Here is a 24,834-nt window from a genome sequence, read left to right as displayed (position 1 = left end):
GGGGGGGGGGGGGGGGGAGCCAGTCATCGTCAATCTCGGTGCGCAGGAGCCGGAGGCGATACTGGCGGAAAAGCATGTGCCGCAGCCGCAAATTCTGGCATGCAGGGAACTGGGCGCGGCCTTCGCGGAAGGTCTCAGGCTGGGGGTATTCTGATCGTGGCAAACGGAATCGACGCAGCCGGCCGGCAACAGCACTTCGACGCCGAGCATCCCCAGCCCGGCGGCATCGGCCTGTCGCTGCTGTTCCGCAGGGGCGAGCGGCCGACCGTCGGCGCCATCGCGCAGCTCGTCGACGAGGCGCGCGAAACGGGCCTGCTCGCCTGCGTCAGTCATCGGCCCGAAGACGACGCGGGCTGGCTGGAGCTGCTTGCAAGCGGCCTTACCTTCGACCTGCGCGGCCTCACCCCTGCTCATGCGGGGGAGGCCATCGAAGTCGAGCAGGCCTTCGGGTTCGAGGGTGACTATGCCATCGCCGGATACGAAACGGTGGACCTCGTCCCCTCGGAACATATCGTCGCAGGCGCAGGGCTGGAACCGGTGCTGCGGGTCATGACCGGGCTCGCCGCGAACCTGGCGCTGCACCTCCCCGTTCGAGGGGTATACTGGCGCTCGGCGCATACGCTGATGGAGCCGCGCTATTTCTCCCGGCTGATACTCAACTGGCTGGGCGGGGGCGCTTTTCCCGCGCTCGGACTTACGGCGCTGGTGCTCGGCGCGGACGGCAGCGTCGCCAGTCGCGGCCTCGCCCATTTCACCGGACAGGAGATGCAGCTGGAGGGCAGGGCGAGGGAAACTTCGGCCGATACCATCAAGCTCGCCGTCCGCGTGATCGACCACCTCGTCCGCTACGGCCGGATTTCCGAACCGTCCAGGATCGGCACCGGAGCTGACGCGCTGGTTGCCGAACCGTCGCGGGTCGGCCGGCTGGTACTGGTCTGGCGCGGGGACTGACCTTTCACGGCGACGCCCGCCGCTCCCGTCTCCCGTTCCGCGCGGTTAACCATATTGGCAAGCCCGGTTACGATCCCGGCCTGCAGCGCCACCACATCCTGCCGCGCCAATTGCTTGCCCGTGCCGCTTTCGCGCGCATGTTTGCGAGCATTGGCGGCGAGCGCTATCGTTTCGAGGACTTTCGCGGGAACGGCCTTTTACTGCCTTGCGACGAGCCCGCGGCACTGCGCATGGGGCTGCCGCTGCATCGCGGGCCGCACCCGCTATACACCCAGCTGGTGATCGAGAGGGTCGGACAGATCGAGGCGGCCTGGTCGGCGAGCCGGCGTGCCGATCCGGAAGGCGCGGAAATCCAGGCGCACATGCGGCTCGACCTCCTCCAACGGGCGCTGCGGCGTTATCTGCTCGACGGGCGCAGGCGGCAGCTGCGGCTCAATCGCCGCGACCCGGTCGGGGCGGGCGTGGACTTCACCGAACTCGATGCGACGGTCGAAGCGCTCTGGGGGGCGACGCACCCTAGGCTCTTCGCACTGCCCGTTCAGCCCATGCCGGTACGCGTCCGCAGCTCGTTCTTCGCCGACTGATACTGCGCTTCCAGCGCCGCGACGCGGGTCGCCACAGGCTCGATAGCGCCGATCGCGGCGATACCCTGTCCCGCGCCCCAGATGTCCTTCCATGCCTTGACGTCCATGTTGCCGCCGGAGCCGAAGTTCATCTGGCTTTTGTCGCCCTCGGGGAGGTTGTCGGGGTCCATGCCCGCCGCCACGATCGAGGGGCGCAAGTAGTTGCCGTGGATGCCGGTGAAGAGGTTGGAGTTCACGATGTCCGCCGCGCGGCCCTCGACGATGGCCTGCTTGTAGACCTCCGCGGCGTTGGCCTCGGGGGTCGCGATCCAGGGCGTGCCGATATAGGCGAAGTCCGCCCCCATTGCCTGCGCCGAGAGGATGGAGCGGCCGCAGGCGATCGCGCCCGAGAGTGCCACGGGACCATCGAACCATGCGCGGATTTCCTGCATCAGCGCGAAGGGCGACTGCGTGCCGGCGTGTCCGCCGGCCCCGGCAGCGACCGCGATCAGTCCGTCAGCGCCTTTTTCGACCGCCTTGCGTGCGAAGGCGTCGTCGATCACGTCATGCATCACCATGCCGCCCCAGCCATGCACCGCTGCGTTGACCTCGGCATTGGCGCCCAGCGAGGTGATGACCAGCGGCACCTTCCACTTCTCCAGCACCGCGAGGTCTTCCTGCAGCCGCGGGTTGGTGCGGTGGACGATGAGGTTGACCGCGAAGGGCGCGCCGCACCCTTGCGTCTCCTGCGTGATCCGGTCCAGCCACTCGTCGAGCTGGCTGACGGGCCGCGCATTGAGAGCGGGGAAGCTGCCGACGATGCCGGCGCGGACCTGCGCGATGACCAGTTCGGGATTCGAGACGATGAACATGGGCGCGGCGATCACCGGCAGGCGCAGCGCGTCGAATATCGCGGGAAGAGGCATCTCGGCTCCGTTTAATCGTTCGATTAAAATGCGGCATAATCGCGCAAGGCGAGCCTGTCGAGGGTGGACCGCCATACCGCCTGTGCGTTGACCGCGCCCCGCGCTGCAAATGGGCGTGACCTCGCCCGGAAGCTATAATAGGCATCATTGTCGATTAGTAGCGGCCGCGCCAGGACGTGCGCCGGAAAGATAGGATCAGCCCTTTATGTCAGATCTGGCAGACCAGACGTTCGATTGTTCGGATATCGATCAATACCTCGGCAAGGTGATCGATTCGTCCCCGATCCGCGAGCCGCTGGGCAACAACGACATCCGCCGCTGGGTCCAGGCGATGCATTACCCCAACCTCGCGCACTTCGACCCGGCCTTCGCCGCGGCGAGCCGCTGGGGCAAGCTGGTGGCACCGCAGAGCTTCCCGATCGTGATGGACGACGGCCACGGCACGGCGCCGTCGTGCATGGGCAAGATCGAGAATTCGCACCTGCTCTTCGGCGGCGACGAGTTCTGGCATTACGGCCCGCGCATCTTCGGCGGCGACGTGGTCAGCAACGAGCGCATTCCCTTCGACTACACCGTCAAGCAGACCGGCTTCGGCCCGACCTGCTTCCAGCGCGGCGACAACTTCTACCGCAACCAGAACGGCGAGCTGATCGCCAAGCAGCGCTCCACCGCGATCCGCTACCGTGCCTCGGCCGGCGGCGACACCGTCAACACCGCCGAGTTCGACGAGCCCGAATGGACCGACGCCGAACTGGAACAGCTGGAGGAGCGCAAGTTCGCCTGGATCCAGATGCTCCACGACCTCGGCCACGGCGAGCGCTGGTGGGACGACGTGAACGTCGGCGACCAGCTGCCCGAGCGCGTGTTCGGCCCGCACACCGTCGCCAGCTTCACCACCGAGTGGCGCTCGTTCCTGTTCACCACCTGGGGCACCCTCGACCGCCGCGTGATCGACATGGAAGCGCTCGGCTTCACCAAGGAGATGGCCGGGCACGAGAACGACCCGTTCATGGAGCGGATCAACCCCGAACTGACCGACGGCGCCTATATCGGCCCGTCGCGCGGGCACCTGTTCCCCAAGTATGCCCGCAAGATCGGCATGCCGCGCTCCTATGGCTACGGCGCCTCGATGGGGGCCTGGGTGACCGACTACCTCGCAGGCTGGGCGGGCGAATGGGGCATGGTCGTCCACTCGACCGCCAACTACCGGGGCCCTGCGCTCTCGGGCGACATCACCATCCAGACCGCCGAAGTCGTGGACAAGATGATCGACGAGGAAGGCCGCCACCTGATCCAGGTCAAGCACCTCATGCAAAACCAGAAGGGCACGAAGATGTGCCTAGGCGTCGCCGAGATCGAACTGCCCAAGAAGCCGGGCTGATCGCGCTGGCCTTGCCTTGACGTGCAAAGGAGGCGGCCCGGGCAAGGGCCGCCTCCTCCCTGCCGTTTTACCGGCAGGGTCTCATCGTGTCCTCCCTACGGCGGAGGGGTGACAGAGCGAAAGGACACGCGAGCCTTCGTTTCAATGCCCGGGAAGCCCTCCCAGCAGTCCGCCGACGAGGCCGGTGACCGGCGCCAGCGCGTCGCCGGTGCCGGAACTGCCAGCGGCACCGCCGAGCAGGCCGGTGACCGGAGCGAGGACGCTGCCGGTGCCCGTGCCGCCAGTGGCGCCTCCGAGCAATCCGCCCACGAGCCCGGTGACCGGATCGAGGCTCGTTCCCCCCGATCCGATGCCGCCGGCGACAGGGCCGAGCGTGCCGTTCACCGCGCCGAGCACCGGTGCCGTCACCGTGGCTACGGCGCCCGTCACCGGCGCGACGACCGGCGCGAGGCCGCTTGTAAGCTGGGTTACGCCGCCGCCGACCTGGTCCCCCAGCAGCGCGCCTGCCAGGTTGCCGACGGGCGCGAGACCCTGCGCCACGGCGGTCGCCGTGGTCGGCAAGGTCACCTCGAGGACCTTGCCGTCAGAGAGTACGTCGGCGGTGACGAGGGTGCCCGACACGAGCCCCGGATTTTCCGACAGGACGTTGGCGCCTACCAGCGTGCCGGCGGTGCTGGGACCGGTGAGGGCATTGTTGGCAAGGTCGACGCCGAGCAATGGGCCGGTATAGGTTGGCGCGGTTCCTGACGAACTACCCGGCAAGGTGCCGGTGAGCCCGTCGACCAGGCCGCCAAGTTGCCCCGTCACCGGGGACAGTACGCCGCTCGATCCGACGACCGGCGCGAGGACGCCGTTGACCGCACCGAGCAGCGGCGTGGTGACGCCGTCCACGGTAGAGGTCACGGCAGCCACCGTCGGTGACAGGCCATCGGTCACGCCGTTGACGGTGGAGGCCACCTGCGGGCCGAGAAGCGCTCCGGCGACCGCACCGACGGGGGCAAGCGCAGCCTGCGTCTCCTGCGTCGTCGTCGGCAGGGTGACGGCCACGACCGTGCCGTCTCCGGCAAGGACATCGACGGCCAGGCCGCTCGTGCTCTGCCCGGCGGTCGGGGGGGCGACGTTCACGTCGATGATCGTGCCCGTGCCGGTGCTGCCCAGGATCGGCGTGCCGCCCACGCTGACGCCGGCTGCCGGGCCGGTGATGCTGGTCGTCGTGGGCGTGGGGGTGGGGGATGGCGTTGGTGTCGGTGTGGGGGCCGGCGTCGGACTCGGGGTCGGGGAAGGCGAGGGCGTTCCACCACCACCGCCACCACCGCCACCGGCTCCGGCGTGGAAGCCGACGCCGTCGGCGCAGGCGCCCAGCAGCAGGAAGGGGATGGCCGCAGCGCAAAGAAGCGCGTGGCGCGGGGATAGCCTCATCATAGTGACCGACATTGTTTTTCCTCCGTTTAAGCTCTGTGCGCAAAGCATTACGCCCGAGCTGGAGGGACGGCTCGCCCAGACGCAGCCGCCATGGCGGCATGGGCTTCTGGTGCGTGGGGCAGGCCGGGAAAAGGTGTCGGAAAAGACTGGCCGGTCCCTGAGGCAACGGCGGTTCCGGAGAGCGCGCGCCGAAAAGCGTCCGGTAGACAGCGTTCCGCGGTGCGCAAACCGGCTCGCCGGATACGCAAAACGTCTGGAGGAGCCGAAATCGCGCATGCAGCCGATTTGATGGCGATTGGCCCGGACGGTGCGCGGCGGGGGCCGGCGAAGAGGCAGGAGGAGCCGGGGCGGCGGCATTTTCCTACACGACCGGCCCCTGCTACCTTCGCGCCGGTTCTTTCCCATCGTCGAGTCCGCGCCCGTCCTCGTACATGCAGGGAGCGTCCGCCCGGATGTACTTCATCAACAAGCTGGCTTCTGCGCGCACGAAAAAGGGCCCGGCCGTTCCCGACCGGACCCTTCCAAGAATTTAATGTGAAGCCGGCGTCAGGCTGCGTTGGCAGCGCTCAGCACGGCGCGAACGCTGGCAGTGGCGACGTCCTCGTCGATGCCCACGCCCCACACCGTCCGCCCGTCAGGCAACACGCACTCGACATAGGCGGCGGCGCGCGCATCGCTGCTCTTGCCCATCGAGTGCTCCGCATAGTCCCGCACGTCGAGGTTCACTCCGAAGCTCTCGGCGATCGTCGCCGTCACCGACGAGATGAGGCCGTTGCCCTTGCCGGAGACGGACTGCTCCTGCCCATCGACGCCGATCTTGCCCGCGAAGATGCGGGCGCCATCGGGGCTCTTGCCCTCGTCCCAGTCGATCAGCTGGAAGCGCTGCGTCCCATCGAGGCGGTAGGCCTTGCGGAACACGTCCCAGATGTCGGCGGCCTGCAGTTCGCGGCCCAGTTGGTCGGCCAGTTCCTGCACGTGCTTCGAGAAGTGCGCCTGCATGCGCTTGGGCAGCTTGAGGCCCTGGTCCTGCTCGATAACCCACGCGAAGCCGCCCTTGCCGGACTGCGAGTTGACGCGGATCACCGCTTCGTAGTCACGGCCCAGGTCAGCCGGGTCGATCGGCAGGTAGGGCACCGCCCAGAGTTCGTCGTTGCGCTGTTCCTGCGCCGCGAAGCCCTTCTTGATCGCGTCCTGGTGCGAGCCGGAGAACGCGGTGAAGACCAGTTCGCCGCCGTAAGGATGGCGTTCGGGCACCTTGAGCTGGTTGCAGTACTCGACGGTCTGGATGACCTCGTCGATGTTCGAGAAGTCCAGCTCGGGATCGACGCCCTGGGTGTAGAGGTTGAGCGCGACGGTCACCAGGCAGCAGTTGCCGGTGCGCTCGCCGTTGCCGAACAGGCAGCCCTCGACGCGGTCGGCGCCGGCCATCAGGCCCAGCTCCGCCGCCGCGACGCCGGTGCCGCGGTCGTTGTGGGTGTGCAGCGAGATCACCGCCGATTCCCGGTTGGGCAGGTTGCGGCAGAAATACTCGATCTGGTCGGCGTAGATGTTCGGCGTCGCCGCCTCGACCGTCGCCGGCAGGTTGAGGATGATCGGATGCTCGGGCGTGGGCTGGAGGATGTTCATCACCGCCTCGCAGCACTCTATCGAGAAATCGAGTTCGGCGGTGGAGAAGGTTTCGGGCGAGTATTCGAAATGCCACTTGGTCTGCGGATACTTCGCCGCTTGGTCGCGCATGACCTTGGCGCCGTTCTCGGCGATAGCGCGGATTTCGTGCTGTTCCATGCCGAACACGACGGTGCGCCACAGCGGCGAAACGGCGTTGTAGAGATGGACGATCGCGGCGTGAACGCCGGCCAGGCTCTCGAACGAGCGCTCGATCAGGTCTTGGCGCGACTGGGTCAGCACCTGGACCAGCACGTCTTCGGGGATGCGGTTGGTGTCGACGAGGCCGCGGATGAAGTCGAACTCGGTCGCGCCAGCGCTCGGGAAGCCGACTTCGATCTCCTTGAGGCCGACTTTGACCAGCAGGTCGAAGAAGCGGGTCTTCTTTTCCGCACCCATCGGGTCGATCAGGGCCTGATTGCCGTCACGCAGGTCGGTCGAAAGCCAGCGCGGGGCCTTCGTGATGACGCGAGATGGCCACTGGCGGTCCTGCAGCTGGATCTGTGGGAAGGGGCGATACTTGACCGAAGGGTCTTTCAGCATGGTCATGGAATTAACTCGCTCGGGTAAATCGTCTGCAATTCAGGTGATGATGTCAGGTCCCTTGAGCGCCGAGCGCGTCGCAGGCCGACGCGTCACCTCACGCCCAAGGGCGGATAAGTCGCAGGGTAAGGCCGAGACGGAGAGTCATGCCGCTGCCTATGGCCACGGGCGGCGGGGATGTAAAGGGGCAATCCGGTTCGTGTCGGGGCAGGCATTGCCGCGAGGGTCTCGTTTCACCGACTGGTTTTGCCGCTTGCCGCATCATAGGCTGCGGCATGAGCCTGATCCGCCCCTTCCATCTCGCGGTGCCCGAAACCCAGCTGGAGGACCTGCGGCGCCGTATTGCCGCGACGCGCTGGCCGGAGAGGGAAACGGTGGAAGACTGGTCGCAGGGGACGCCGCTGACCGCTCTGCAGGACCTCGCCGCCTATTGGGCTGGCAAATACGATTGGAGGCAGTGCGAGGAGCGGCTCAACCGATTCGACCAGCATCTGGCCGAGATCGACGGGCTCGACATTCACTTCCTGCATGTTCGTTCACCTCATGCCGAGGCTGTACCGCTGATCCTGACCCATGGCTGGCCGGGCTCCGTCATCGAGTTCATGGATGTCATCGGCCCGCTCACCGACCCTGTCGCGCATGGCGGCAGGGCGGACAATGCCTTTCACATCGTTGCACCATCGCTGCCGGGTTACGGGTTTTCGGGCAAGCCGTCGTCGGCGGGATGGGGCGTCGAGCGCATCGGGCGCGCCTGGGCGGAACTGATGCGCAGGCTGGGCTACACTCGCTGGTTCGCCCAGGGCGGCGACTGGGGCGCGATCATCACGACGGTGATGGGTGGGCAGGCACCCGAGGGCCTCGCCGGCATACACACGAACATGCCGATCGCACGCCCTACCCCGCGGGACTACGAAGACCCGAGCCCGGAAGTAAAGGCCGCGCGGGAAGCAGGGCGGCGCTACAAGACGTTCGATTCGGGCTACTCGGCGATTCAGTCGACTCGTCCGCAGACCATCGGTTACGGTCTCGTCGATAGCCCCGTGGCGCTGGCGGGCTGGATCTACGAAAAGCTCTGGAGCTGGACCGACAACGGGGGATCACCGCTCGATGCGCTGTCGATGGACAAGATTCTCGACAACGTGATGCTCTACTGGCTGCCGGGAACCGGAGCTTCCGCCGCGCGGCTCTACTGGGAGAGCTTCGGCGCCATCGCAAAATCGGAACCGGTGCGGCTGCCCGCAGGCGTCTCGACGTTTCCGAAAGAGATCACCAAAGCGCCGCGCCAGTGGGCGGAACGTATCCTGCACGACATCGTCTATTGGAACGACGCACCGAGCGGCGGGCATTTCGCCGCCTGGGAACAGCCGGACCTCTTTGTCGCAGAGGTCCGCGCATGTTTCTCGCTCATGCGCTGAGCATCAGGTGCAGCGGAAGCCTTTGATCGTGCCATCGGCGTCGACGTCGATGTTCAGGCGGTCGGGGCGGTAGTCCATCGTCGCCATCGAATCGGGCTTGAGGATACGGATGGGGTGTTCGCCCCGCCATGCGCGCAGCTTGGCTACCAGCTCTTCGGTCGCCGTGCTGCCGACATAACCGCCAAGTTGATCGGCGCCGCAAGTGGGTTCCGTCGCCGCAGCAGGGGGCGGCAGCGCGGCTTCGGTCTGCGCGCTGCTGCACGCGGAAAGAGCTGCGACCAACAGAGCGGGAGCGAGGCAGGTTTTGGCAGTGCTGGACATGGGTTTCTCCTTTGCCCGGCACGCTAGACTAGTGAAGCTGAACGCGGGCGCAATGCATCGCCGGCGCATGGGTTGCGCGCATGCCGATGAAAGCCATCTGGCGGCAGGATGGTCGATCCAGGAAAATTCCAACTCAGCGCGTACAGCGGCTGTAGACTACCTGATCCTGCGGACCGTTGTGATCGTAAGTCGTGAAGCGACGCGACCGGCGGCACCCACGGGTATAGTCCTCGACCATGCGCACGGCCGCGGCGTTGAGCGGCGAGGAGGGCAGGGGCGCCTGTGCGAGTACGGTCTCGGGCCGTGCGGCGAGGATGCGGCGCACTTCCGCTACCTGATCGATACCTGTCCACTCGCGGGCTTCGTAAAGATGGGGGGCGAAAGCCAGAGGGCTGACGGGATCGGCGCCGATCTTGGCGTAGAGATAACTCGGCATGCCCCAGACCAGCAGACGTTTCTCCGGCGTCACCGCGCGGACATACTCGACGAGTGCCGCAGCGGCGGGCCGTGCGCGCCATCGGTCGTGGAGGTGGAAGGTCCCCGCGAGCACGAGGCTTAGGCCCACCACGGCGACCAGGCCGGGCCAGATGGGTCTGCGGTGCGCGAAGTAGCCCGCGCACAGGATCGCCAGCGGGGGCAGCGCGGACTGGGCGTAGTGGACGTAGATCGAGGGGAAGGCGAAGACCAGGGCCAGCGCAACCAGCGCCCACAGCGCTACCAGGCGTGACACCGCCGCTCGTTCGCCCCTGGCACCGCGCTGCGCGTGCAGGCCGATACCTGCGAAGAGCAGCGGAATGGCCAGCATGCCCGCCATGGTGAACACGCGCTTCAGGCGGATCGCCGGATCGGCATAGCTCCGCGCGAAGTTGGAAGTCACCATCGCTTGCCACAGTTCGGAGAAATGGCCGTCAGCCCAATAGAACAGCCCGGCGGAAAGCATCGGCAGCAGGCCTGCGAGCGCGAGTATGCCGGCCCGCCAGGCTGTGCCGATCGGCGGGCGACCGGCGCGGGCGAGTGACGCGATCGCCCATGCCCCGAAGAGCGCGCCTTCCAGCGCTGCGGTCTGCTTTATGGCGATGGCCAGGCCCGCGCACAGAAAGCCTAGCACTAACCCTGCATCGATGCGCCCCTGCCGCAGCAGCGCGAACCGCGAGACCAGCAACCAAGCGGCGGCGATGATCAGGGTATTGAAGAATACGCCTGCCTCAAGGTTATCGCCTTCGAAACGGCTCAACAGCGCAAGATAGGCGATCCCCCCGAGCATGGCGCTTCCCGGCGTGGCAATGAGTCGAGCCAGTCGGTTGACGCCGTAAGCGCCCAGCGCAGCCGACAGCGTTGCGGCGAGCTGGTACGCCAGCATGCTTGGCCACACGAGACCGATCCCCGCGAAGATCAGGTAGAGCAGCGGCCCCTTGCGGTCCCAGATGTCGACGTAGAGCAGGTCGCCCTGACGTAGCCGGTCGCCGACGAGCGCATAGAACTGATCGTCGATGCCGAAATTCCACTCGCCGTAAGCGGGGCAGCGAATCAAGACCGCGAAGGCAAGCAGGCAGGCAAATTGGGCGAGGCGGCTAGCGGCGAGTGTCGCCTGCAAGCTTGCAAGCCATTCGCGCCCGGCGCCGCCGTCCTCCACTACCCCGCCGGTCATTCCCGCAACCTCCGCCCACGTCCCCCGAGGACGATGCTGATCCGTAGCCGGAAACGTCTTACGATTTGGCGAACCGGTGCCCAAAGCCGATAGCCAAACTGTACTTTGTGCGGGCGAGGTGCGACACGAATGTCGGCAGACCAAGGGGGCGAAACATGGGAGCATTACTGGTTCTGGCGACCGGCGCAGCGCTTGCCCTGGCGGGCGACACCGCTACGCTGCCCGACTGGATGGCCGGATGCTGGGTCAGCGAGACCGAGGGGGAGTGGGTCGAGGAGTGCTGGACGCCGGCGCGCGGTGGCATCATGCTGGGCACCAATCGGACCGGAAAGCGCTCGGGCGGGGAAAGCCCCGCTGGCTGGGAAATGATGCAGATCGGCCCCGTTCACCCGGACGCGGAACCCGCTGTACGCGGTCTTGCGTTTCGGGCGTCACTGCGCGGCAGTCCGTGGACGGCGTTCGAGCGTGTGGCGGGCACGGCGCCGGGCGTGACGTTCCTCAATACCGGCCACGATTACCCGCAGCGCATCCATTACTGGCGCGAGGGCGAACTGCTGAAGGCGGAAGTGTCGCTCGCCGATGGCAGCGAGTCGATGAAGTGGACGTTCCGCAAGGCGGAATAGCCCCCAGTTGAAGGATCGTCGCAGACCCACCGTTGGTGTCGGGAAAGGCGGCGAGGGGAAGTGCAGATACGAAAAGGGCGGCGCCGGTTTCCCGGGCCGCCCTTTTTGGATCTCGAGTCAAGGCTGGATCAGCCCTCGACGTGCTCGGCGAGCACGGTCAGGCCGGCGTCGCCGACTTCGGCAAAACCACCGGTGATCCGGATTTCCTCGGGCGCGCCGTTCTCGGTCTTGTAGACCTTGAGCGCACCGTCGGCGATCGTCGACATGAAGGGCGCATGGCCCGCGAGCACGCCGAACTCGCCTTCCGTGCCGGGAACGACCACCATGTGGACGTCCTCGGAGCGGACGAGCTTAGCCGGCGTGACGAGTTCGAAGTGCAGGGGCATGGATCAGGCGTCCTCGGCCAGCTTCTTGGCCTTCTCGACGGCTTCGTCGATGCCGCCGACCATGTAGAACGCGGCTTCCGGAAGGTGGTCGTACTCACCGTCGACGACGGCCTTGAACGACTTCACGGTGTCTTCCAGCTGCACGAACTTGCCCGAGATGCCGGTGAAGACTTCCGCGACGTGGAACGGCTGCGAGAGGAACTTCTGGATCTTGCGGGCGCGGGCGACCGTGATCTTATCTTCTTCCGACAGTTCGTCCATGCCCAGGATCGCGATGATGTCCTGCAGCGACTTGTACTTCTGCAGGGTTTCCTGGACGCGGCGGGCGGTCTGGTAGTGGACGTCGCCGACGACGCGCGGCTCGAGCACGCGCGAGGTGGAGTCGAGCGGGTCGACTGCCGGGTAGATGCCCAGCTCCGAGATCGCGCGATTCAGCGTGGTCGTCGCGTCAAGGTGAGCGAACGATGCGGCCGGGGCGGGGTCGGTAAGATCGTCCGCGGGGACGTAGATCGCCTGAACCGAGGTGATCGAACCCTTGGTGGTCGAGGTAATGCGTTCCTGCAGCTGGCCCATGTCGGTCGACAGGGTCGGCTGGTAGCCCACGGCCGAAGGAATACGGCCGAGCAGGGCGGACACTTCGGCACCGGCCTGGGTGAAGCGGAAGATGTTGTCCACGAAGAACAGCACGTCCTGGCCTTCCTGGTCGCGGAAGTACTCGGCCATGGTCAGGCCCGAGAGCGCGACGCGTGCGCGGGCGCCCGGGGGCTCGTTCATCTGGCCGAACACGAGGGCGACCTTCGAACCTTCCGAGGTGGCGTTGCCGTCGGCGTCCTTGGCGATGACGCCGGCGTCGAGGAACTCGTGGTAGAGGTCGTTGCCCTCGCGGGTACGCTCACCCACGCCTGCGAAGACCGAGACGCCGCCGTGGCCCTTGGCGATGTTGTTGATCAGTTCCTGGATGAGAACCGTCTTGCCCACGCCGGCGCCGCCGAACAGGCCGATCTTGCCGCCCTTGGCGTAGGGAGCGAGCAAGTCGATCACCTTGATGCCGGTGACGAGGATCGCCGCTTCGGTCGACTGCTCGATGAACGGGGGAGCCTCGGCGTGGATCGGGGCGAACATGTCCGAACCGACCGGGCCACGCTCGTCGATGGGATCGCCGACGACGTTCATGATGCGGCCGAGCGTCTTGGGGCCGACCGGCACCGAGATCTGCTTGCCGGTGCTGCGCACGGCCTGGCCGCGGGTCAGGCCGTCGGTGCCGTCCATGGCGATGGTGCGGACGGTGTTCTCGCCGAGGTGCTGGGCGACTTCGAGGACCAGCTTCTGGCCGTTGTTCTCGGTTTCGAGGGCCGAGAGGATGGCCGGCAGTTCGCCTTCGAAGGTCACGTCGACGACGGCGCCGATGACCTGGCTGATCTTGCCGGTAGTGGTGAGGTTGAGCACGGGTGCAGTGGCCATTTCGGTTTCCTTGCCTGCGGTTCTTAGAGCGCTTCCGCGCCCGCGATGATTTCGACGAGTTCGGTGGTGATCGCAGCCTGGCGGGTGCGATTGTAGACGATGGTCAGCTTCTTGATCAGGTCACCGGCGTTGCGGGTGGCGTTGTCCATGGCCGTCATCGACGCACCCTGTTCGGACGCGGCGTTCTCCAGCAGCGCGCCGAAGAGCTGGGTCTTCAGGTAGCGCGGCAGCAGCGCGGCGAGGATTTCCTCCTCGTCGGGCTCGTATTCGGTGACCGAGTCGGCCGCCACGGCAGCGGCCTTGGGAGCCGGCACCGGGATGATCTGCTGGTCGGTCGGTTCCTGGAGCAGGGCCGAACGGAACTTCGAGTAGAACAGGTGCGCCACATCGAACTTGCCCGCCTCGTACATCGCCACGAGTTCGTCGGCGATGCGCTCGGCTTCGTTGAAGCCGGGGTAGCGCACGTCCGTGGTGTCGAACATGTGGGCGATCTGCTTGGGGTATTCGCGGCGGATCACCGGGCGGCCCTTGCGGCCCACCAGGTAGAACAGCACGGTCTTGCCCGCAGCTTCGAGTTCCTGCGCCTTGACGCGGGCGGCCTTGACGATGTTCGAGTTGAACGCGCCGGCCAGGCCCTTGTCCGAGTTCATCACGACGAGCAGGTGGACCTGGTCGCTGCCGGTGCCCGCGAGCAGCTTGGGGCTGTTCTCGGCGACCGTGATCTTCGAGGCGAGCGAGGCCATGACTTCCGCCAGGCGCGCGGCGTAGGGACGCGCGGCCTCGGCGGCGGCCTGCGCCTTGCGCAGCTTGGCCGCGGAGACCATCTGCTTGGCCTTGGTGATCTTCTGGGTCGACTTGACCGAGTTGATGCGGCCCTTGAGTTCCTTGAGCGAAGCCACTCGTTGTTCCCCGTTTACTGTCCCGGCGGCCGTTTCGGGCCGGCCGGGTCAGTGGTCATCTAACTTAAGCGAACTGCTTGGCGAAGGCGTCGAGCGCGGCCTTGGTCTTGCTCTTCGCTTCGTCGCCGAAGTCCTTGGTGGTGCGGATCAGCGCCAGGACGTCGGCATGTTCGGTGTGCATGTAGGTGAGCATCTCGGTCTCGTAGGACGTGACCTTATCCACCGGCAGCGCATCGAGGTAGCCGTTGGTGCCCGCGAAGATCGACACGGTCTGCTCCTCGAAGGCGAGCGGCGAGAACTGCTTCTGCTTGAGCAGCTCGGTCAGGCGCGCGCCGCGGTTGAGCAGTTTCTGGGTCGAGGCGTCGAGGTCCGAGCCGAACTGCGCGAAGGCAGCCATTTCGCGGTACTGCGCCAGCTCCAGCTTGATCGAGCCGGCGACCTTCTTCATCGCCTTGGTCTGGGCCGCACCGCCGACACGCGACACCGAGAGGCCGACGTTGATGGCGGGACGGATGCCCTGGTAGAACAGGCCCGTTTCGAGGAAGATCTGGCCGTCGGTGATCGAGATCACGTTGGTCGGGATGTAGGCCGAAACGTCACCTGCCTGGGTTTCGATGATCGGCAGCGCGGTGAGCGAACCGGCACCCTGATCGTCGTTCATCTTCGCGGCGCGCTCGAGCAAGCGGCTGTGGAGATAGAACACGTCGCCCGGGTAGGCTTCGCGGCCCGGAGGACGACGCAGCAGCAGCGACATTTGGCGGTAGGCGACGGCCTGCTTGGAAAGGTCGTCGTACACGATCACGGCGTGCATGCCGTTGTCGCGGAAGAACTCACCCATGGCGGCGCCGGTGTAGGGCGCGAGGTACTGCAGCGGCGCGGGCTCCGAAGCGGTCGCGGCGATGACGATGGAATATTCCATCGCGCCGTTCTCTTCGAGCTGGCGAACGATCTGCGCAACGGTCGAGCGCTTCTGGCCGATCGCGACGTAGATGCAGTAGAGCTTCTTGCTCTCGTCGTCGCCCTGGTTCGCTTCCTTCTGGTTGATGAAGGTGTCGATGGCGACGGCGGTCTTGCCGGTCTGGCGGTCACCGATGATCAGCTCGCGCTGGCCGCGGCCGACGGGCACGAGAGCGTCGATCGCCTTCAGGCCGGTCTGCACGGGCTCGTGCACCGACTTGCGCGGGATGATGCCCGGAGCCTTGGCTTCGACGCGCGAACGCTTGTCGGCGACGATCGGGCCCTTGCCGTCGATCGGGTTGCCGAGTGCGTCCACGACGCGGCCGAGCAGGCCCTTGCCAACGGGCACGTCGACGATGGTGCCGGTACGCTTGACGACGTCGCCTTCCTTGATCTCGGCATCCGAGCCGAAGATCACGACGCCGACGTTGTCGGCCTCGAGGTTGAGGGCCATGCCCTGAACGCCGTTCGAGAATTCGACCATCTCACCGGCCTGGACCTTGTCGAGGCCGTGGATGCGGGCGATGCCGTCGCCGACCGACAGAACCGACCCGACTTCGGAAACCTGGGCCTCGGTGCCGAAGCTGGCGATCTGGTCCTTGATGACCTTCGAGATTTCTGCTGCGCGGATATCCATTGTTCTGCCTTTCTTAGCCCTTCATGGCCTGGGCGAGCGAATTGAGACGGGTGCGGATCGAGCTGTCGATACGCTTGGAACCGATGGTGACGACGAGGCCACCGAGGAGTTCCGGATCGACGCTGGTCCTGATCTTGACGGTGCGGCCCTCGCGCACTTCCAGCTTCTGACGCAGCTGCTCGACCTGTTCGTCGGAGAGCGCGTGGGCGGAAGTGACTTCGGCCGTCGCCTCGCCGCGCTGGGCGGCGGCGATGCTGGCGAAGGCGCGAATGATCTCGGGCAGGGCGGAGAGGCGGCGGTTGGCCGCCAGCACACCCATGAAGTTCTTCGTCAGCGGCGAGAGGCCGAGCACGCCGGCAATGCCGTCCATCGCCCCGGCGGCCGCTTCGCGGCTGACCTGCGGATTGCGAATCAGCGCGGCGAAATCGTCGCTCTCGCGGATTGCCTGGCCGATATTGTCGAGGTCGGTCTCCACCGCCGAGACGGTGCCGTTTTCGCTCGCAAGATCAAACAGCGCCGAAGCGTAGCGTCCTTGCAGGCTGGCCTTGATGCCCCCGGAATTCTCCACGCGCGTCCTATCCTTACATCGAGTGGGCGGGCCACTGGGGGCGCATTGCAACAGCGTGCTCCCCCGGCCCGCAGACGGGGCGCGCATAGCGACGATAGTGTTACGATGCAAGGTGCCGCTTGGCGAGGTGGGACAATGGTCAGGTGTTCGGTTTAAAAGCAACAGGCGGGAAGCCAGTCCCGGCGGGGCGGCGCAATGAGGGTCACGAATACGCAAAGGAGTTTCCCGATGAGCTATCGAATCGCCGGCCTGCCCCGCGCCGCCTTCGCGAAGTATTTCGGCCGGACCGCAGGAGAACTTGGCGAACTGGGCGCAAGAAGGGTCATCGCGGACGCCGCTCGCGGCTTCCCATGCCGCGTCACGCTGGAGGATGCAGGCGTCGGAGAGCGCTTGATACTTCTCAATTTCACGCACCATGACGTCGCCGGACCGTACCGTAGCGCCTATGCGATATATGTCCGGGAGGAGGGCGAGGAGGCCGAACCGCTCGTCGATTCCCTGCCGCCGATATTCGCGGGACGCACGCTGTCATTGCGCGGATTCGACGCGGAGGGCATGTTGCAGGAGGCTGTGCTGGCGGTACCGGATGAACAGGACGGAGCCATCCGCGCTTTGTTCGCAAATCCGCGGGTCGCTTGTATCCACGCCCATAATGCCGCCTATGGCTGCTTTGCGGCGCGGATCGAGCGCCATGGAGACGAACGGTGAAAGTCGCCGCAATCGGAGCCGATGAACGCGTGAATGACGAGCAGGCCTGGCAGGCCGTGCTGGCCCGCGACCGGGCTTTTGATGGGCGTTTCGTCACCGGCGTGCTGTCGACCGGAATATACTGCCGCCCTTCGTGCTCAGCCCGGCATCCGCGGCGCGAGAACGTGCGTTTCTTCGAACGGCCCGATGCGGCCGAGGCAGCCGGCCTGCGCGCCTGCCTGCGCTGCCGCCCCGGTGATCTCGCGCGGGACGAGGAGGCCGTGGCGCGGGCGCTGGCGGCTCTGGCCGATGTCGAACAGGCACCTTCGCTCCCCCGGCTCGCGGAGGAGGTCGGCTACAGTCCGACGCATTTCCAGCGCGTGTTCAAGCGCGCGGTCGGGCTCTCGCCTGCCGAGTACGTGCGCGCGCGCCGCATCGACCGTGCAGGCGACGCACTCACCGACGGGACCAGCGTTACCGGCGCGATCTACGAGGCCGGATACGGAGCGGCATCGCGTTTCTACGAGGCGAGCCGGGACAGGTTGGGGATGAGCCCCTCCGCTTGGCGCGATGGTGGCCGGGGCGTGACGATCCGCTGGGCGGTGGTGCCCACCACGCTTGGCGCCATGCTTGTCGCGGCGACCGACAAGGGGGTCTGCCGGCTCTCCTTCGACGAGGGGCATGATGATCTCGCGGCGCGCTTCCCGAACGCCGAACTGATCGAGGGTGGCGATGCTTTCGCAAGTTTGCTTGCCGATGTGCTTGGCGCGGTGGAGCAGCCCGGGCGGTCGCAGGCGATCCCGCTCGATGTGCAGGGCACCGCCTTCCAGGAAGCCGTCTGGCGCGAGTTGCAGCGCATCCCCGTGGGCGAAACGCGCAGTTATGCGCAGATCGCCGCCGCCGTCGGCACGCCTGGCGCGGTGCGGGCGGCGGGCTCGGCGAACGGGGCCAATAATGTCGCGGTGCTCATCCCTTGCCACCGGGTCATCCGCTCGGACGGCAACCTCGGCGGCTATGCCTATGGCGATGCGATCAAGCGCGAGCTACTGAGGCGCGAACGCAAAGGGGAGTGAAGGGGCGCATGGCGACGATCGAGGAAACTGCGGGCATCGAGGAAACAGGCCCACAGCCCAGCCGCCTGCGCCGCTTCATCGCGCATCCGCTCGTACTGCTGCCGCTCGGCGTGGTTGTGGTGACGCTGGGCGCCGTGTTGCCGGGGATTTTGTTCAACCTGCTCCATACCGACAAGAGTTCGGTGCTCCGGGCGTTTGGCGGCCTCGTGGTCGGCCTCGGCGGGTTGTTGGCCTACTTCGCCTTCCGCCGCTGGGTAGAGCGTGTGCCGCATGAGCCGCGTCGCCCCGCAAGGACCGCTCGGGAGCTTGGTGCCGGCATTCTATCCGGGTTCGCGCTTTTCAGCCTGGCGACCGGCGTCGTAGCGGTGCTTGGCGGATTTGCGGTTCTGGGCGTGCGCGGCATCGGTGACCTCTGGCTCTGGCTCGGCATCGCCTTCTCCAGCGGCATGGTCGAGGAAGCCTTATTCCGCGGCGTGATCCAGCGCCAGCTCGAGGCGATGTTCGGCACCTGGACCGCTCTGGCGGCGACCTCGGTCTTCTTCGGCGTCGCGCACCTCATGAACCCGGGCGCGACGTACTTCGCGGCCTTCGCCATTGCCTGCGAGGCGGGTATCCTGCTCGGCGCGGCGTACCTCGTGACGCGCCGCTTGTGGGTGCCGATCGGGCTGCACATGGCCTGGAACTTCACGCAGGGGTGGGTCTTCTCGATTCCCGTGTCCGGCAGCAAACCGCCGCTCGGCCTGTTGGAGACGCGCCTGAGCGGGCCGGAATGGCTGACCGGCGGCGCCTTCGGGCTCGAAGCCTCGGCTGTCGCGCTGGTGGTGGCGAGCGTCGCCGGGTTCTCGCTGCTGTACTACGTCCACCGCAGGGGCGAGTTCATGCCGCCGCGCTGGAAGCGCTAGGCCAGCTACACGAAAGAGTAGGGATCGATGTCGATGTTCACGCGCACGCCGCGCGGGAACTGGAGCGGTTCGAGCCATTCGCGCAGCGTCTTCTGCAGTTCAGCCGAGCGCCGCGCATTGATCAGCAGGCGGAACCGGTAGCGTCCCCGCAGCAGCGAGAGCGGCGCGGGGGCGGGGCCGAGCACCAGCATGTCGGGCAGGTCCGGCGCGGTGCCGCCGATGGCGCGGGCGGCAGCGAGAGCCTCGGACTGATCCTCGGAACTGACGATGATCGCGGCCCAGCGTCCGAACGGGGGCGCTCCGGCATCGCGGCGGGCCTCGGTTTCGGCGGCATAGAAGGCGTCGCGGTCGCCGTTCGCCAGAGCCTCGATCACCGAGGCTTCGGGGTGGCGGGTCTGGATCAGGACCACGCCCGGCTTTTCGCCGCGCCCGGCGCGCCCGGCCACCTGCGCGACCTGCTGGTAGGTCCGCTCCGCCGCGCGCAGGTCCCCCCCTTCGAGGCCAAGGTCGGCGTCCACCACGCCCACCAGCGTCAGCTCTGGGAAGTGGTAGCCCTTGGTGACGAGCTGCGTGCCGATGATGACGTCGATCGCCCGGCCCTCCGCCATGGCGACGAACTCTCCGATCGCCTCGGGGCTGTTCATCGTGTCCGACGTGACGAGCGCGGTGCGCGCTTCGGGCAGGATTTCCGCCACTTCGTCGGCGATGCGCTCCACGCCGGGGCCGCAGGCGACGAGGCAGTCGCCCGTGCCGCATTCGGGGCACGCCTCGGGAACCGGGACCTCGTGGCCGCAGTGATGGCAGGCGAGGCGCTTGGAGAAGCGGTGCTCGACCAGCCAGGCGGTGCAGTTGGGGCACTGGAATCGGAAGCCGCAGTGGCGACACAGCGTCAGCGGCGCGTAGCCGCGGCGGTTGAGAAATAGCAGAGACTGTTCGCCCTTCGCCAGCCGCTCTTTCATCGCCTCCACCAGCCGAGGCGCCAGCCAGCGACCGCGTTCGGGCACTTCCTTGCGCAAGTCGAGTATCTGGATATCCGGCAGCGTCGCGCCGCCGAAGCGGCTGGGGAGGTCGATCTTGCGATAGACCCCGGCCTCGGCAAGCTGCATCGATTCGAGCGCGGGCGTAGCGCTGGCCAGAACCACTGGAATCCCCTCGAACTTGGCGCGCATCACCGCCACGTCGCGGGCGTTGTAGCGCACCCCGTCGTCCTGCTTGAACGAGATTTCGTGGGCTTCGTCGACCACGATCAGTCCCAGATTCGCATAGGGCAGGAACAGCGCCGAGCGCGCACCTACGATGACCTGGGCCGTACCTTGCACGATCGCGCGCCACGCCCGCCGCCGCTCGCTCGACTTCAATGAGGAGTGCCACAGGATCGGCGCCACGCCGAAGCGGTGCTCGAAGCGGCGCAGGAAGTTTTCCGTCAGCGCGATCTCGGGCAGCAGGACGAGCACCTGGCGGCCCCGACTCAACGCCTCGGCCACGGCTTCGAAGTAGACCTCCGTCTTGCCCGAGCCGGTGACGCCGTCGAGCAGGAAAGGCGCGAACTTCTCATCCCGGACCGCGCCCACGAAGATGTCGGCGGCGGCGCTTTGGTCGCCGCTGAGATCCGGCGCGGCGAAATCGGGACGGGCAGGGGGGTAGGGGCGGTCGAGGTCCACCGTCACCGGCTCCAGCAGCCCGGCGCCGACCATGCCGCGCAGCACGCCTTCCGAAACGCTGGCGAGTTCGGCCAGTTCGCGGATCGAGGCCTGCTCGTGCTGCAGGGCGTCGAGCGCGGCGGCGCGCTGAGGGGTGAGGCGGGCGGGTTCGGCGCCGGTCAACCGGTATTCGGTGGTAGTGCCGCCGCCGCGCAGTGCCGCCATGCTGCCGAGCGCCATGCGCGCCGCGGAGGACAGCGAAGCGCAGTAGTATTCCGCCGTCCACTCGATCAGACGGCGCAACCGCTCCGGAATGGGGGGAGCGGGCATGACGTCGAGCAAAGGTCGCAGTTTCGAATCAGGCACTTCCTGCCCGCCCAGGCGTTCAGTCTCCCAGACGATGCCGAGCACCTGGCGCGGGCCGAGCGGCGCGACGACGATCGATCCGAATTCGATCGTCATCCCCTCCGGTACGCGATAGTCGAGGACGCCGAGAGCGGCGTTGAAGACGAGGAGTCGGACACGTTTCATCTGGTGCCCATATAGGCACTGGCGGAATGGCTCGTGAAGGAGTTGACGATGCGGAGTTGGGGATCGGGCGTGAATGAGGCATTTGAAGGCGGTTTTGAGCGGCGCACAGTACTCGCCGGAATTTTCGCGACAGGAGTGTTGCTGGCGCTTCCGGGCTGCACGACGATCGGCAGCACTCTCGGCAAGCCCACCCCCACCGACCTGATCGAGCGGCTGTTGATGGTCTCCAGCCAGCGCGCCTTCGCGCGGCTGACGCAGCCCGACGGGTTCTGGGACAGCACCGTCGCGCGCATCGATCTGCCCGTGCTGTTCGGCAAGCCGGGCACGAGGGTGGCCAAGGTCCTGAAGTCCCCGCTGTTCCGCGACAAGCTGCAGCACGAACTTAACGTGATCGCCGAGGACGGCGCGCGCGTCGCCGCGCCGCTTGTCTATGACGCGGTGCGCGGGCTGACCGTCACCGACGCTCTGGCACTCCTGCGGGGCGGCAACACTGCCGCAACGAGTTTCCTGCGCCAGTCGATGGGCCCCTCTCTCGTCAACGTGATGATCCCCGAGCTGGCCCGGGTGATGGAGGCGACCGACGATCCGCTCGTCAACCAGGCGATCTCGGCGCTCACCGGAGTGAACGTCAACGACGCCGCTCACGCGCTGGCGCTCGAGGCGGACAATGCCATCTGGTACGAGATCGGCGCGCAGGAAGGCGAAATCCGCCAAAATCCCGAAACGACGAACGACCCGGTGCTGATCGCCGCGCTCAAGCTGCCCAAATAACCGTCGGTCCCCTGCTTGATCGGCGACCGCTCGACACCCTCGAGGCCATGCCTCGACGACAGCCGGCGCGGCTCGGCGGGCGCTGCCCACCTGCGCGGGGAAGGCGGGGAACATCCCCCGCTAGCCGCGCAGGCAGGCATTCCCTATAGGGGCGGCCAGAATCGCCGGCATGCCCGGCCCTGCAGGATTACAGCGCCATGAAGTTCTTCGTCGACACCGCAGACATCGCCGACATCAAGGAGCTCGCCGATACCGGCCTGCTCGACGGCGTGACAACCAACCCCTCGATCATCGCCAAGTCCGGCCGCGACTTCCGTGAAGTCACGGCCGAAATCTGCGGTCTTGTCGATGGTCCGGTCAGCGCCGAAGTCGTCGCGCTCGATCATGCCGGCATGATGCGCGAGGCGGAAATCCTGCGCAAGATCGCCGACAACGTCTGCATCAAGGTTCCGCTGACCATCGACGGTCTCAAGACCTGCAAGAAGCTCACCGCCGACGGCACCATGGTCAACGTGACGCTGTGCTTCTCGGCCAACCAGGCGCTGCTCGCCGCCAAGGCCGGCGCGACTTTCGTCTCGCCCTTCATCGGCCGCCACGACGACAACGGCTTCGATGGCATCGACCTGATCAGCGACATCCGCCTGATCTACGACAACTACGCCTACGAGACGCAGATCCTTGCCGCCTCGATCCGCCACGGCGTCCACGTCCTGCAGTGCGCCAAGATCGGTGCCGACGTGATGACCGCGCCGCCGGCCGTCATCAAGGGCCTGTTCAAGCACATCCTCACCGACAAGGGCATCGAAGGCTTCATGGCCGACTGGGCGAAGACCGGCCAGTCGATCTGAGGCGTTAGCCTCGGATCGCAGATAACCGTCACCCCGGCGCGGGCCGGGGCCCAGCAGAAAAATGCCGCGAAGCGACGTTGTTTGTCGAACTGGGCCCCGGCCTGCGCCGGGGTGACGGCGGGGCGTCCAGCAGATGATTGCGGCCCTCCTATCGCATCGCCCATTTGAGCCCGCCCCGCCGATGCGCTAGGCGGGTTCCATGTCCGACGAATCTCCCGCAGACCGCTTCAAGTCCGTCCTCGCCGGCGCCTCGCGCGCCATCGCGCAGGAAAAGGAGATCGAGGTCAACTGGACCGCCGACGCGCCCAGTTCGACCGGTGGCACCTTCCGCGTGCCGATGCCCGGCCGCAGCCTGCCCCGCGCCGCCGCCATGCAGGCGCGCGGCTACGCCGACAGCTTCGCGCTCAAGCTGCGCCACCACAACGACAAGCTGCACATGCGCAGCGCCCCGTCCGAGCCCTCGGCGCGCGCCGCCTACGACGCGGTCGAGGCGGTGCGCTACGAGGCGCTGGGCGCCAACGCCTATCCGGGCATGGCTGAGAACCTCGACGCCGCGCTCATGGCGCGCATCGCGTCGGACCCCATTTCCCGCGCCGATACACCCGACGCCGTGCCGGTGCCCGCCGCGCTCGCGCTGCTGCTGCGTGAGCGGCTGACTGGCCAGCCGATCCCGGACATCGCCGCGCCGGGTGTCGATCTCGTGCGCAAGTGGATCGAGCAGAAGGCAGGCAAGGACTTCGACGCGCTCGCCAGCTCGCTGGAGGACCAGAAGGCGTTCCAGGCGCTCTCGCTCGACATGCTCCAGCACCTCGAACTGACCCGCGCCGAGGAAATGCCGCAGGAACCCAACGACGCCGACGACATGGACGGCGACGAGGAGACCGAGGAGGAAGAGGAAGGCGGCGAGCAGGGCCAGGACCAGAACCCCGCCGAGATGGCCGCCGAGCCCTCGCAGGGCGACGACGAGGGCGACAGCGAGTCGGAAGGCGAGACTTCCGACGACATGGACGAGGGCGAGGAAGGCCAGGAAGGCGACGAGGGTATGCTCCCCGTACGCCCGAACCGCCCTTGGACCGACATTCCCGAAAGTTTCGACTACAAGGTCTTCACCGAGGCGTTCGACGAAGTCGTGGTCGCCAGCGAACTGTGCGACGAAGAGGAGCTTACCCGCCTGCGGGCCTATCTCGACGCGCAGCTGAAGGGCCTGCAGGGCGTCGTGACCCGCCTCGCCAACCGCCTCCAGCGCCGCCTGATGGCGCAGCAGAACCGCTCGTGGGACTTCGACCAGGAAGAGGGGCTGCTCGACGCCGCCCGGCTGGCGCGCGTGGTGGTCTCGCCCGGCCAGTCACTGTCCTACAAGATCGAACGCGAGGTCGAGTTCAAGGACACGATCGTCACGCTGTTGCTCGACAATTCGGGCTCGATGCGCGGCCGCCCGATCTCGATCGCGGCGATCAGTGCGGACGTGCTCGCCCGCACGCTCGAACGCTGCGGGGTGAAGGTCGAGATTCTCGGCTTCACCACTCGCGCCTGGAAGGGCGGCCAGAGCCGCGAGGCATGGCTGGCAAACGGCAAGCCGCAGCACCCCGGCCGCCTCAACGACCTGCGCCACATCATCTACAAGAAGGCCGACGAGCCCTGGCGCCGGGCCAAGAAGAACCTCGGCCTGATGATGCGCGAGGGCCTTCTGAAGGAGAACATCGACGGCGAGGCGCTGCTCTGGGCGCACAGCCGCATGCTCGCACGGCAGGAGGACCGCCGGATCTTGATGGTGATCTCCGACGGCGCGCCGGTGGACGATTCGACCCTCTCGGTGAACTCCGCCGGCTACCTCGAGGCCCACCTGCGCCGCGTGATCGAGTGGATCGAGACCAAGTCCCCGGTCCAGCTCGTCGCCATCGGCATCGGCCACGACGTCACCCGCTACTACCGCCGCGCGGTCACGATCATGGACGCCGAACAGCTCGGCGGCACGATGATCGAGCAGTTGGCGGGGCTGTTCGAGGAGGAGTGAGG

At 66.9% G+C, this 24,834-nt stretch carries 22 protein-coding genes; 11 read left to right on the top strand and 11 right to left on the bottom strand.

Annotated elements, in window-relative coordinates; all coding sequences use genetic code 11:
- Window positions 1-156: 156 nt before the first annotated feature.
- Window positions 157-951, top strand: coding sequence for a hypothetical protein (locus PMI02_RS11405; RefSeq protein WP_007682692.1), 795 nt, complete (start codon window positions 157-159; stop codon window positions 949-951).
- A complete protein-coding gene (locus tag PMI02_RS11400; RefSeq protein WP_369751225.1) occupies window positions 936-1,535 on the top strand; it encodes an AHH domain-containing protein in 600 nt (199 codons plus the stop codon). The genes PMI02_RS11405 and PMI02_RS11400 overlap by 16 nt, the downstream gene beginning before the upstream one ends.
- Here the strand turns inward: PMI02_RS11400 and PMI02_RS11395 are convergent.
- On the bottom strand, window positions 1,490-2,440 hold the full coding sequence (locus tag PMI02_RS11395) for a nitronate monooxygenase family protein (RefSeq protein ID WP_007682690.1): 951 nt from the start codon (window positions 2,438-2,440) through the stop codon (window positions 1,490-1,492). The genes PMI02_RS11400 and PMI02_RS11395 overlap by 46 nt on opposite strands.
- A gap of 205 nt (window positions 2,441-2,645) precedes the next feature.
- Between PMI02_RS11395 and PMI02_RS11390 the strand changes: the two genes are divergently transcribed.
- On the top strand, window positions 2,646-3,821 hold the full coding sequence (locus PMI02_RS11390) for a MaoC family dehydratase N-terminal domain-containing protein (RefSeq protein WP_007682689.1): 1,176 nt from the start codon (window positions 2,646-2,648) through the stop codon (window positions 3,819-3,821).
- Between the two features lie 141 nt (window positions 3,822-3,962).
- Here the strand turns inward: PMI02_RS11390 and PMI02_RS11385 are convergent, their stop codons facing one another.
- A complete protein-coding gene (locus PMI02_RS11385; protein WP_007682688.1) occupies window positions 3,963-5,255 on the bottom strand; it encodes a hypothetical protein in 1,293 nt (430 codons plus the stop codon).
- Window positions 5,256-5,789: 534 nt separating this feature from the next.
- A complete protein-coding gene (leuA, locus tag PMI02_RS11380) occupies window positions 5,790-7,457 on the bottom strand; it encodes a 2-isopropylmalate synthase (protein WP_007682687.1) in 1,668 nt (555 codons plus the stop codon).
- Window positions 7,458-7,609: 152 nt separating this feature from the next.
- Here leuA and PMI02_RS11375 point away from each other — a divergent pair, with 152 nt between their 5' ends.
- Complete coding sequence (locus PMI02_RS11375; RefSeq protein WP_369751224.1) at window positions 7,610-8,866, top strand: epoxide hydrolase family protein; 1,257 nt, start codon at window positions 7,610-7,612, stop codon at window positions 8,864-8,866.
- A 3-nt stretch (window positions 8,867-8,869) separates the two neighbouring features.
- Here the strand turns inward: PMI02_RS11375 and PMI02_RS11370 are convergent, their stop codons facing one another.
- Together PMI02_RS11370 and PMI02_RS11365 are read right to left on the bottom strand one after the other, a co-directional pair.
- Window positions 8,870-9,187, bottom strand: a complete 318-nt coding sequence (locus tag PMI02_RS11370; protein ID WP_007682685.1) for an I78 family peptidase inhibitor — start codon at window positions 9,185-9,187, stop codon at window positions 8,870-8,872.
- Between the two features lie 133 nt (window positions 9,188-9,320).
- On the bottom strand, window positions 9,321-10,835 hold the full coding sequence (locus PMI02_RS11365) for a hypothetical protein (protein ID WP_007682683.1): 1,515 nt from the start codon (window positions 10,833-10,835) through the stop codon (window positions 9,321-9,323).
- 155 nt (window positions 10,836-10,990) lie between these two features.
- Here PMI02_RS11365 and PMI02_RS11360 point away from each other — a divergent pair, with 155 nt between their 5' ends.
- Complete coding sequence (locus PMI02_RS11360; RefSeq protein ID WP_007682681.1) at window positions 10,991-11,458, top strand: DUF6265 family protein; 468 nt, start codon at window positions 10,991-10,993, stop codon at window positions 11,456-11,458.
- Between the two features lie 128 nt (window positions 11,459-11,586).
- Here PMI02_RS11360 and PMI02_RS11355 read toward each other — a convergent pair whose 3' ends face one another.
- The 5 genes from PMI02_RS11355 to PMI02_RS11335 form a co-directional block, all read right to left on the bottom strand.
- Window positions 11,587-11,844: an ATP synthase F1 subunit epsilon gene (locus PMI02_RS11355; RefSeq protein ID WP_007682679.1), complete on the bottom strand. Its 258-nt coding sequence runs from the start codon at window positions 11,842-11,844 to the stop codon at window positions 11,587-11,589.
- A gap of 3 nt (window positions 11,845-11,847) precedes the next feature.
- Window positions 11,848-13,305: a F0F1 ATP synthase subunit beta gene (atpD, locus tag PMI02_RS11350; protein WP_007682676.1), complete on the bottom strand. Its 1,458-nt coding sequence runs from the start codon at window positions 13,303-13,305 to the stop codon at window positions 11,848-11,850.
- Between the two features lie 23 nt (window positions 13,306-13,328).
- Complete coding sequence (locus tag PMI02_RS11345; protein ID WP_007682674.1) at window positions 13,329-14,204, bottom strand: F0F1 ATP synthase subunit gamma; 876 nt, start codon at window positions 14,202-14,204, stop codon at window positions 13,329-13,331.
- A 64-nt stretch (window positions 14,205-14,268) separates the two neighbouring features.
- Window positions 14,269-15,798 (bottom strand): F0F1 ATP synthase subunit alpha, encoded by a 1,530-nt coding sequence (atpA, locus tag PMI02_RS11340; RefSeq protein ID WP_007682672.1) that lies wholly within the window; start codon window positions 15,796-15,798, stop codon window positions 14,269-14,271.
- A 13-nt stretch (window positions 15,799-15,811) separates the two neighbouring features.
- Complete coding sequence (locus tag PMI02_RS11335) at window positions 15,812-16,366, bottom strand: F0F1 ATP synthase subunit delta (RefSeq protein WP_007682670.1); 555 nt, start codon at window positions 16,364-16,366, stop codon at window positions 15,812-15,814.
- A 228-nt stretch (window positions 16,367-16,594) separates the two neighbouring features.
- On the opposite strand from PMI02_RS11335, the gene PMI02_RS11330 reads away from it, so the two are divergent.
- The 3 genes from PMI02_RS11330 to PMI02_RS11320 are packed head-to-tail and all read left to right on the top strand — an operon-like array spanning window position 16,595 to window position 19,028.
- Window positions 16,595-17,074 carry a DUF1203 domain-containing protein gene (locus PMI02_RS11330; RefSeq protein WP_007682668.1) on the top strand — a complete coding sequence of 160 codons (480 nt, stop codon included), beginning with the start codon at window positions 16,595-16,597 and terminating at the stop codon, window positions 17,072-17,074.
- The gene (locus PMI02_RS11325) at window positions 17,071-18,126 is read left to right on the top strand and encodes a bifunctional transcriptional activator/DNA repair enzyme AdaA (protein ID WP_007682666.1); all 1,056 of its coding nucleotides are present in this window, start codon (window positions 17,071-17,073) and stop codon (window positions 18,124-18,126) included. Before PMI02_RS11330 ends, PMI02_RS11325 begins: the two co-directional genes overlap by 4 nt.
- Before the next feature lie 8 nt (window positions 18,127-18,134).
- Window positions 18,135-19,028 (top strand): CPBP family intramembrane glutamic endopeptidase, encoded by an 894-nt coding sequence (locus tag PMI02_RS11320; RefSeq protein ID WP_007682664.1) that lies wholly within the window; start codon window positions 18,135-18,137, stop codon window positions 19,026-19,028.
- 5 nt (window positions 19,029-19,033) lie between these two features.
- Here PMI02_RS11320 and PMI02_RS11315 read toward each other — a convergent pair whose 3' ends face one another.
- Window positions 19,034-21,199, bottom strand: coding sequence for a primosomal protein N' (locus tag PMI02_RS11315; RefSeq protein ID WP_007682663.1), 2,166 nt, complete (start codon window positions 21,197-21,199; stop codon window positions 19,034-19,036).
- 135 nt (window positions 21,200-21,334) lie between these two features.
- On the opposite strand from PMI02_RS11315, the gene PMI02_RS11310 reads away from it, so the two are divergent.
- From PMI02_RS11310 to cobT, 3 genes are all read left to right on the top strand, one after another.
- Window positions 21,335-21,970 carry a DUF4197 domain-containing protein gene (locus tag PMI02_RS11310; RefSeq protein ID WP_238539056.1) on the top strand — a complete coding sequence of 212 codons (636 nt, stop codon included), beginning with the start codon at window positions 21,335-21,337 and terminating at the stop codon, window positions 21,968-21,970.
- Between the two features lie 197 nt (window positions 21,971-22,167).
- Complete coding sequence (fsa, locus tag PMI02_RS11305) at window positions 22,168-22,818, top strand: fructose-6-phosphate aldolase (protein WP_007682661.1); 651 nt, start codon at window positions 22,168-22,170, stop codon at window positions 22,816-22,818.
- A 199-nt stretch (window positions 22,819-23,017) separates the two neighbouring features.
- On the top strand, window positions 23,018-24,832 hold the full coding sequence (gene cobT / locus PMI02_RS11300) for a cobaltochelatase subunit CobT (protein WP_007682660.1): 1,815 nt from the start codon (window positions 23,018-23,020) through the stop codon (window positions 24,830-24,832).
- The last annotated feature ends 2 nt before the right edge of the window (window positions 24,833-24,834 follow it).

Origin of the sequence: Novosphingobium sp. AP12 (assembly GCF_000281975.1) — a bacterium.
GTDB lineage: Bacteria > Pseudomonadota > Alphaproteobacteria > Sphingomonadales > Sphingomonadaceae > Novosphingobium.
Note: the sequence above shows the minus strand (reverse complement) of the source record. Positions and strands in the feature narration are given on the sequence as shown.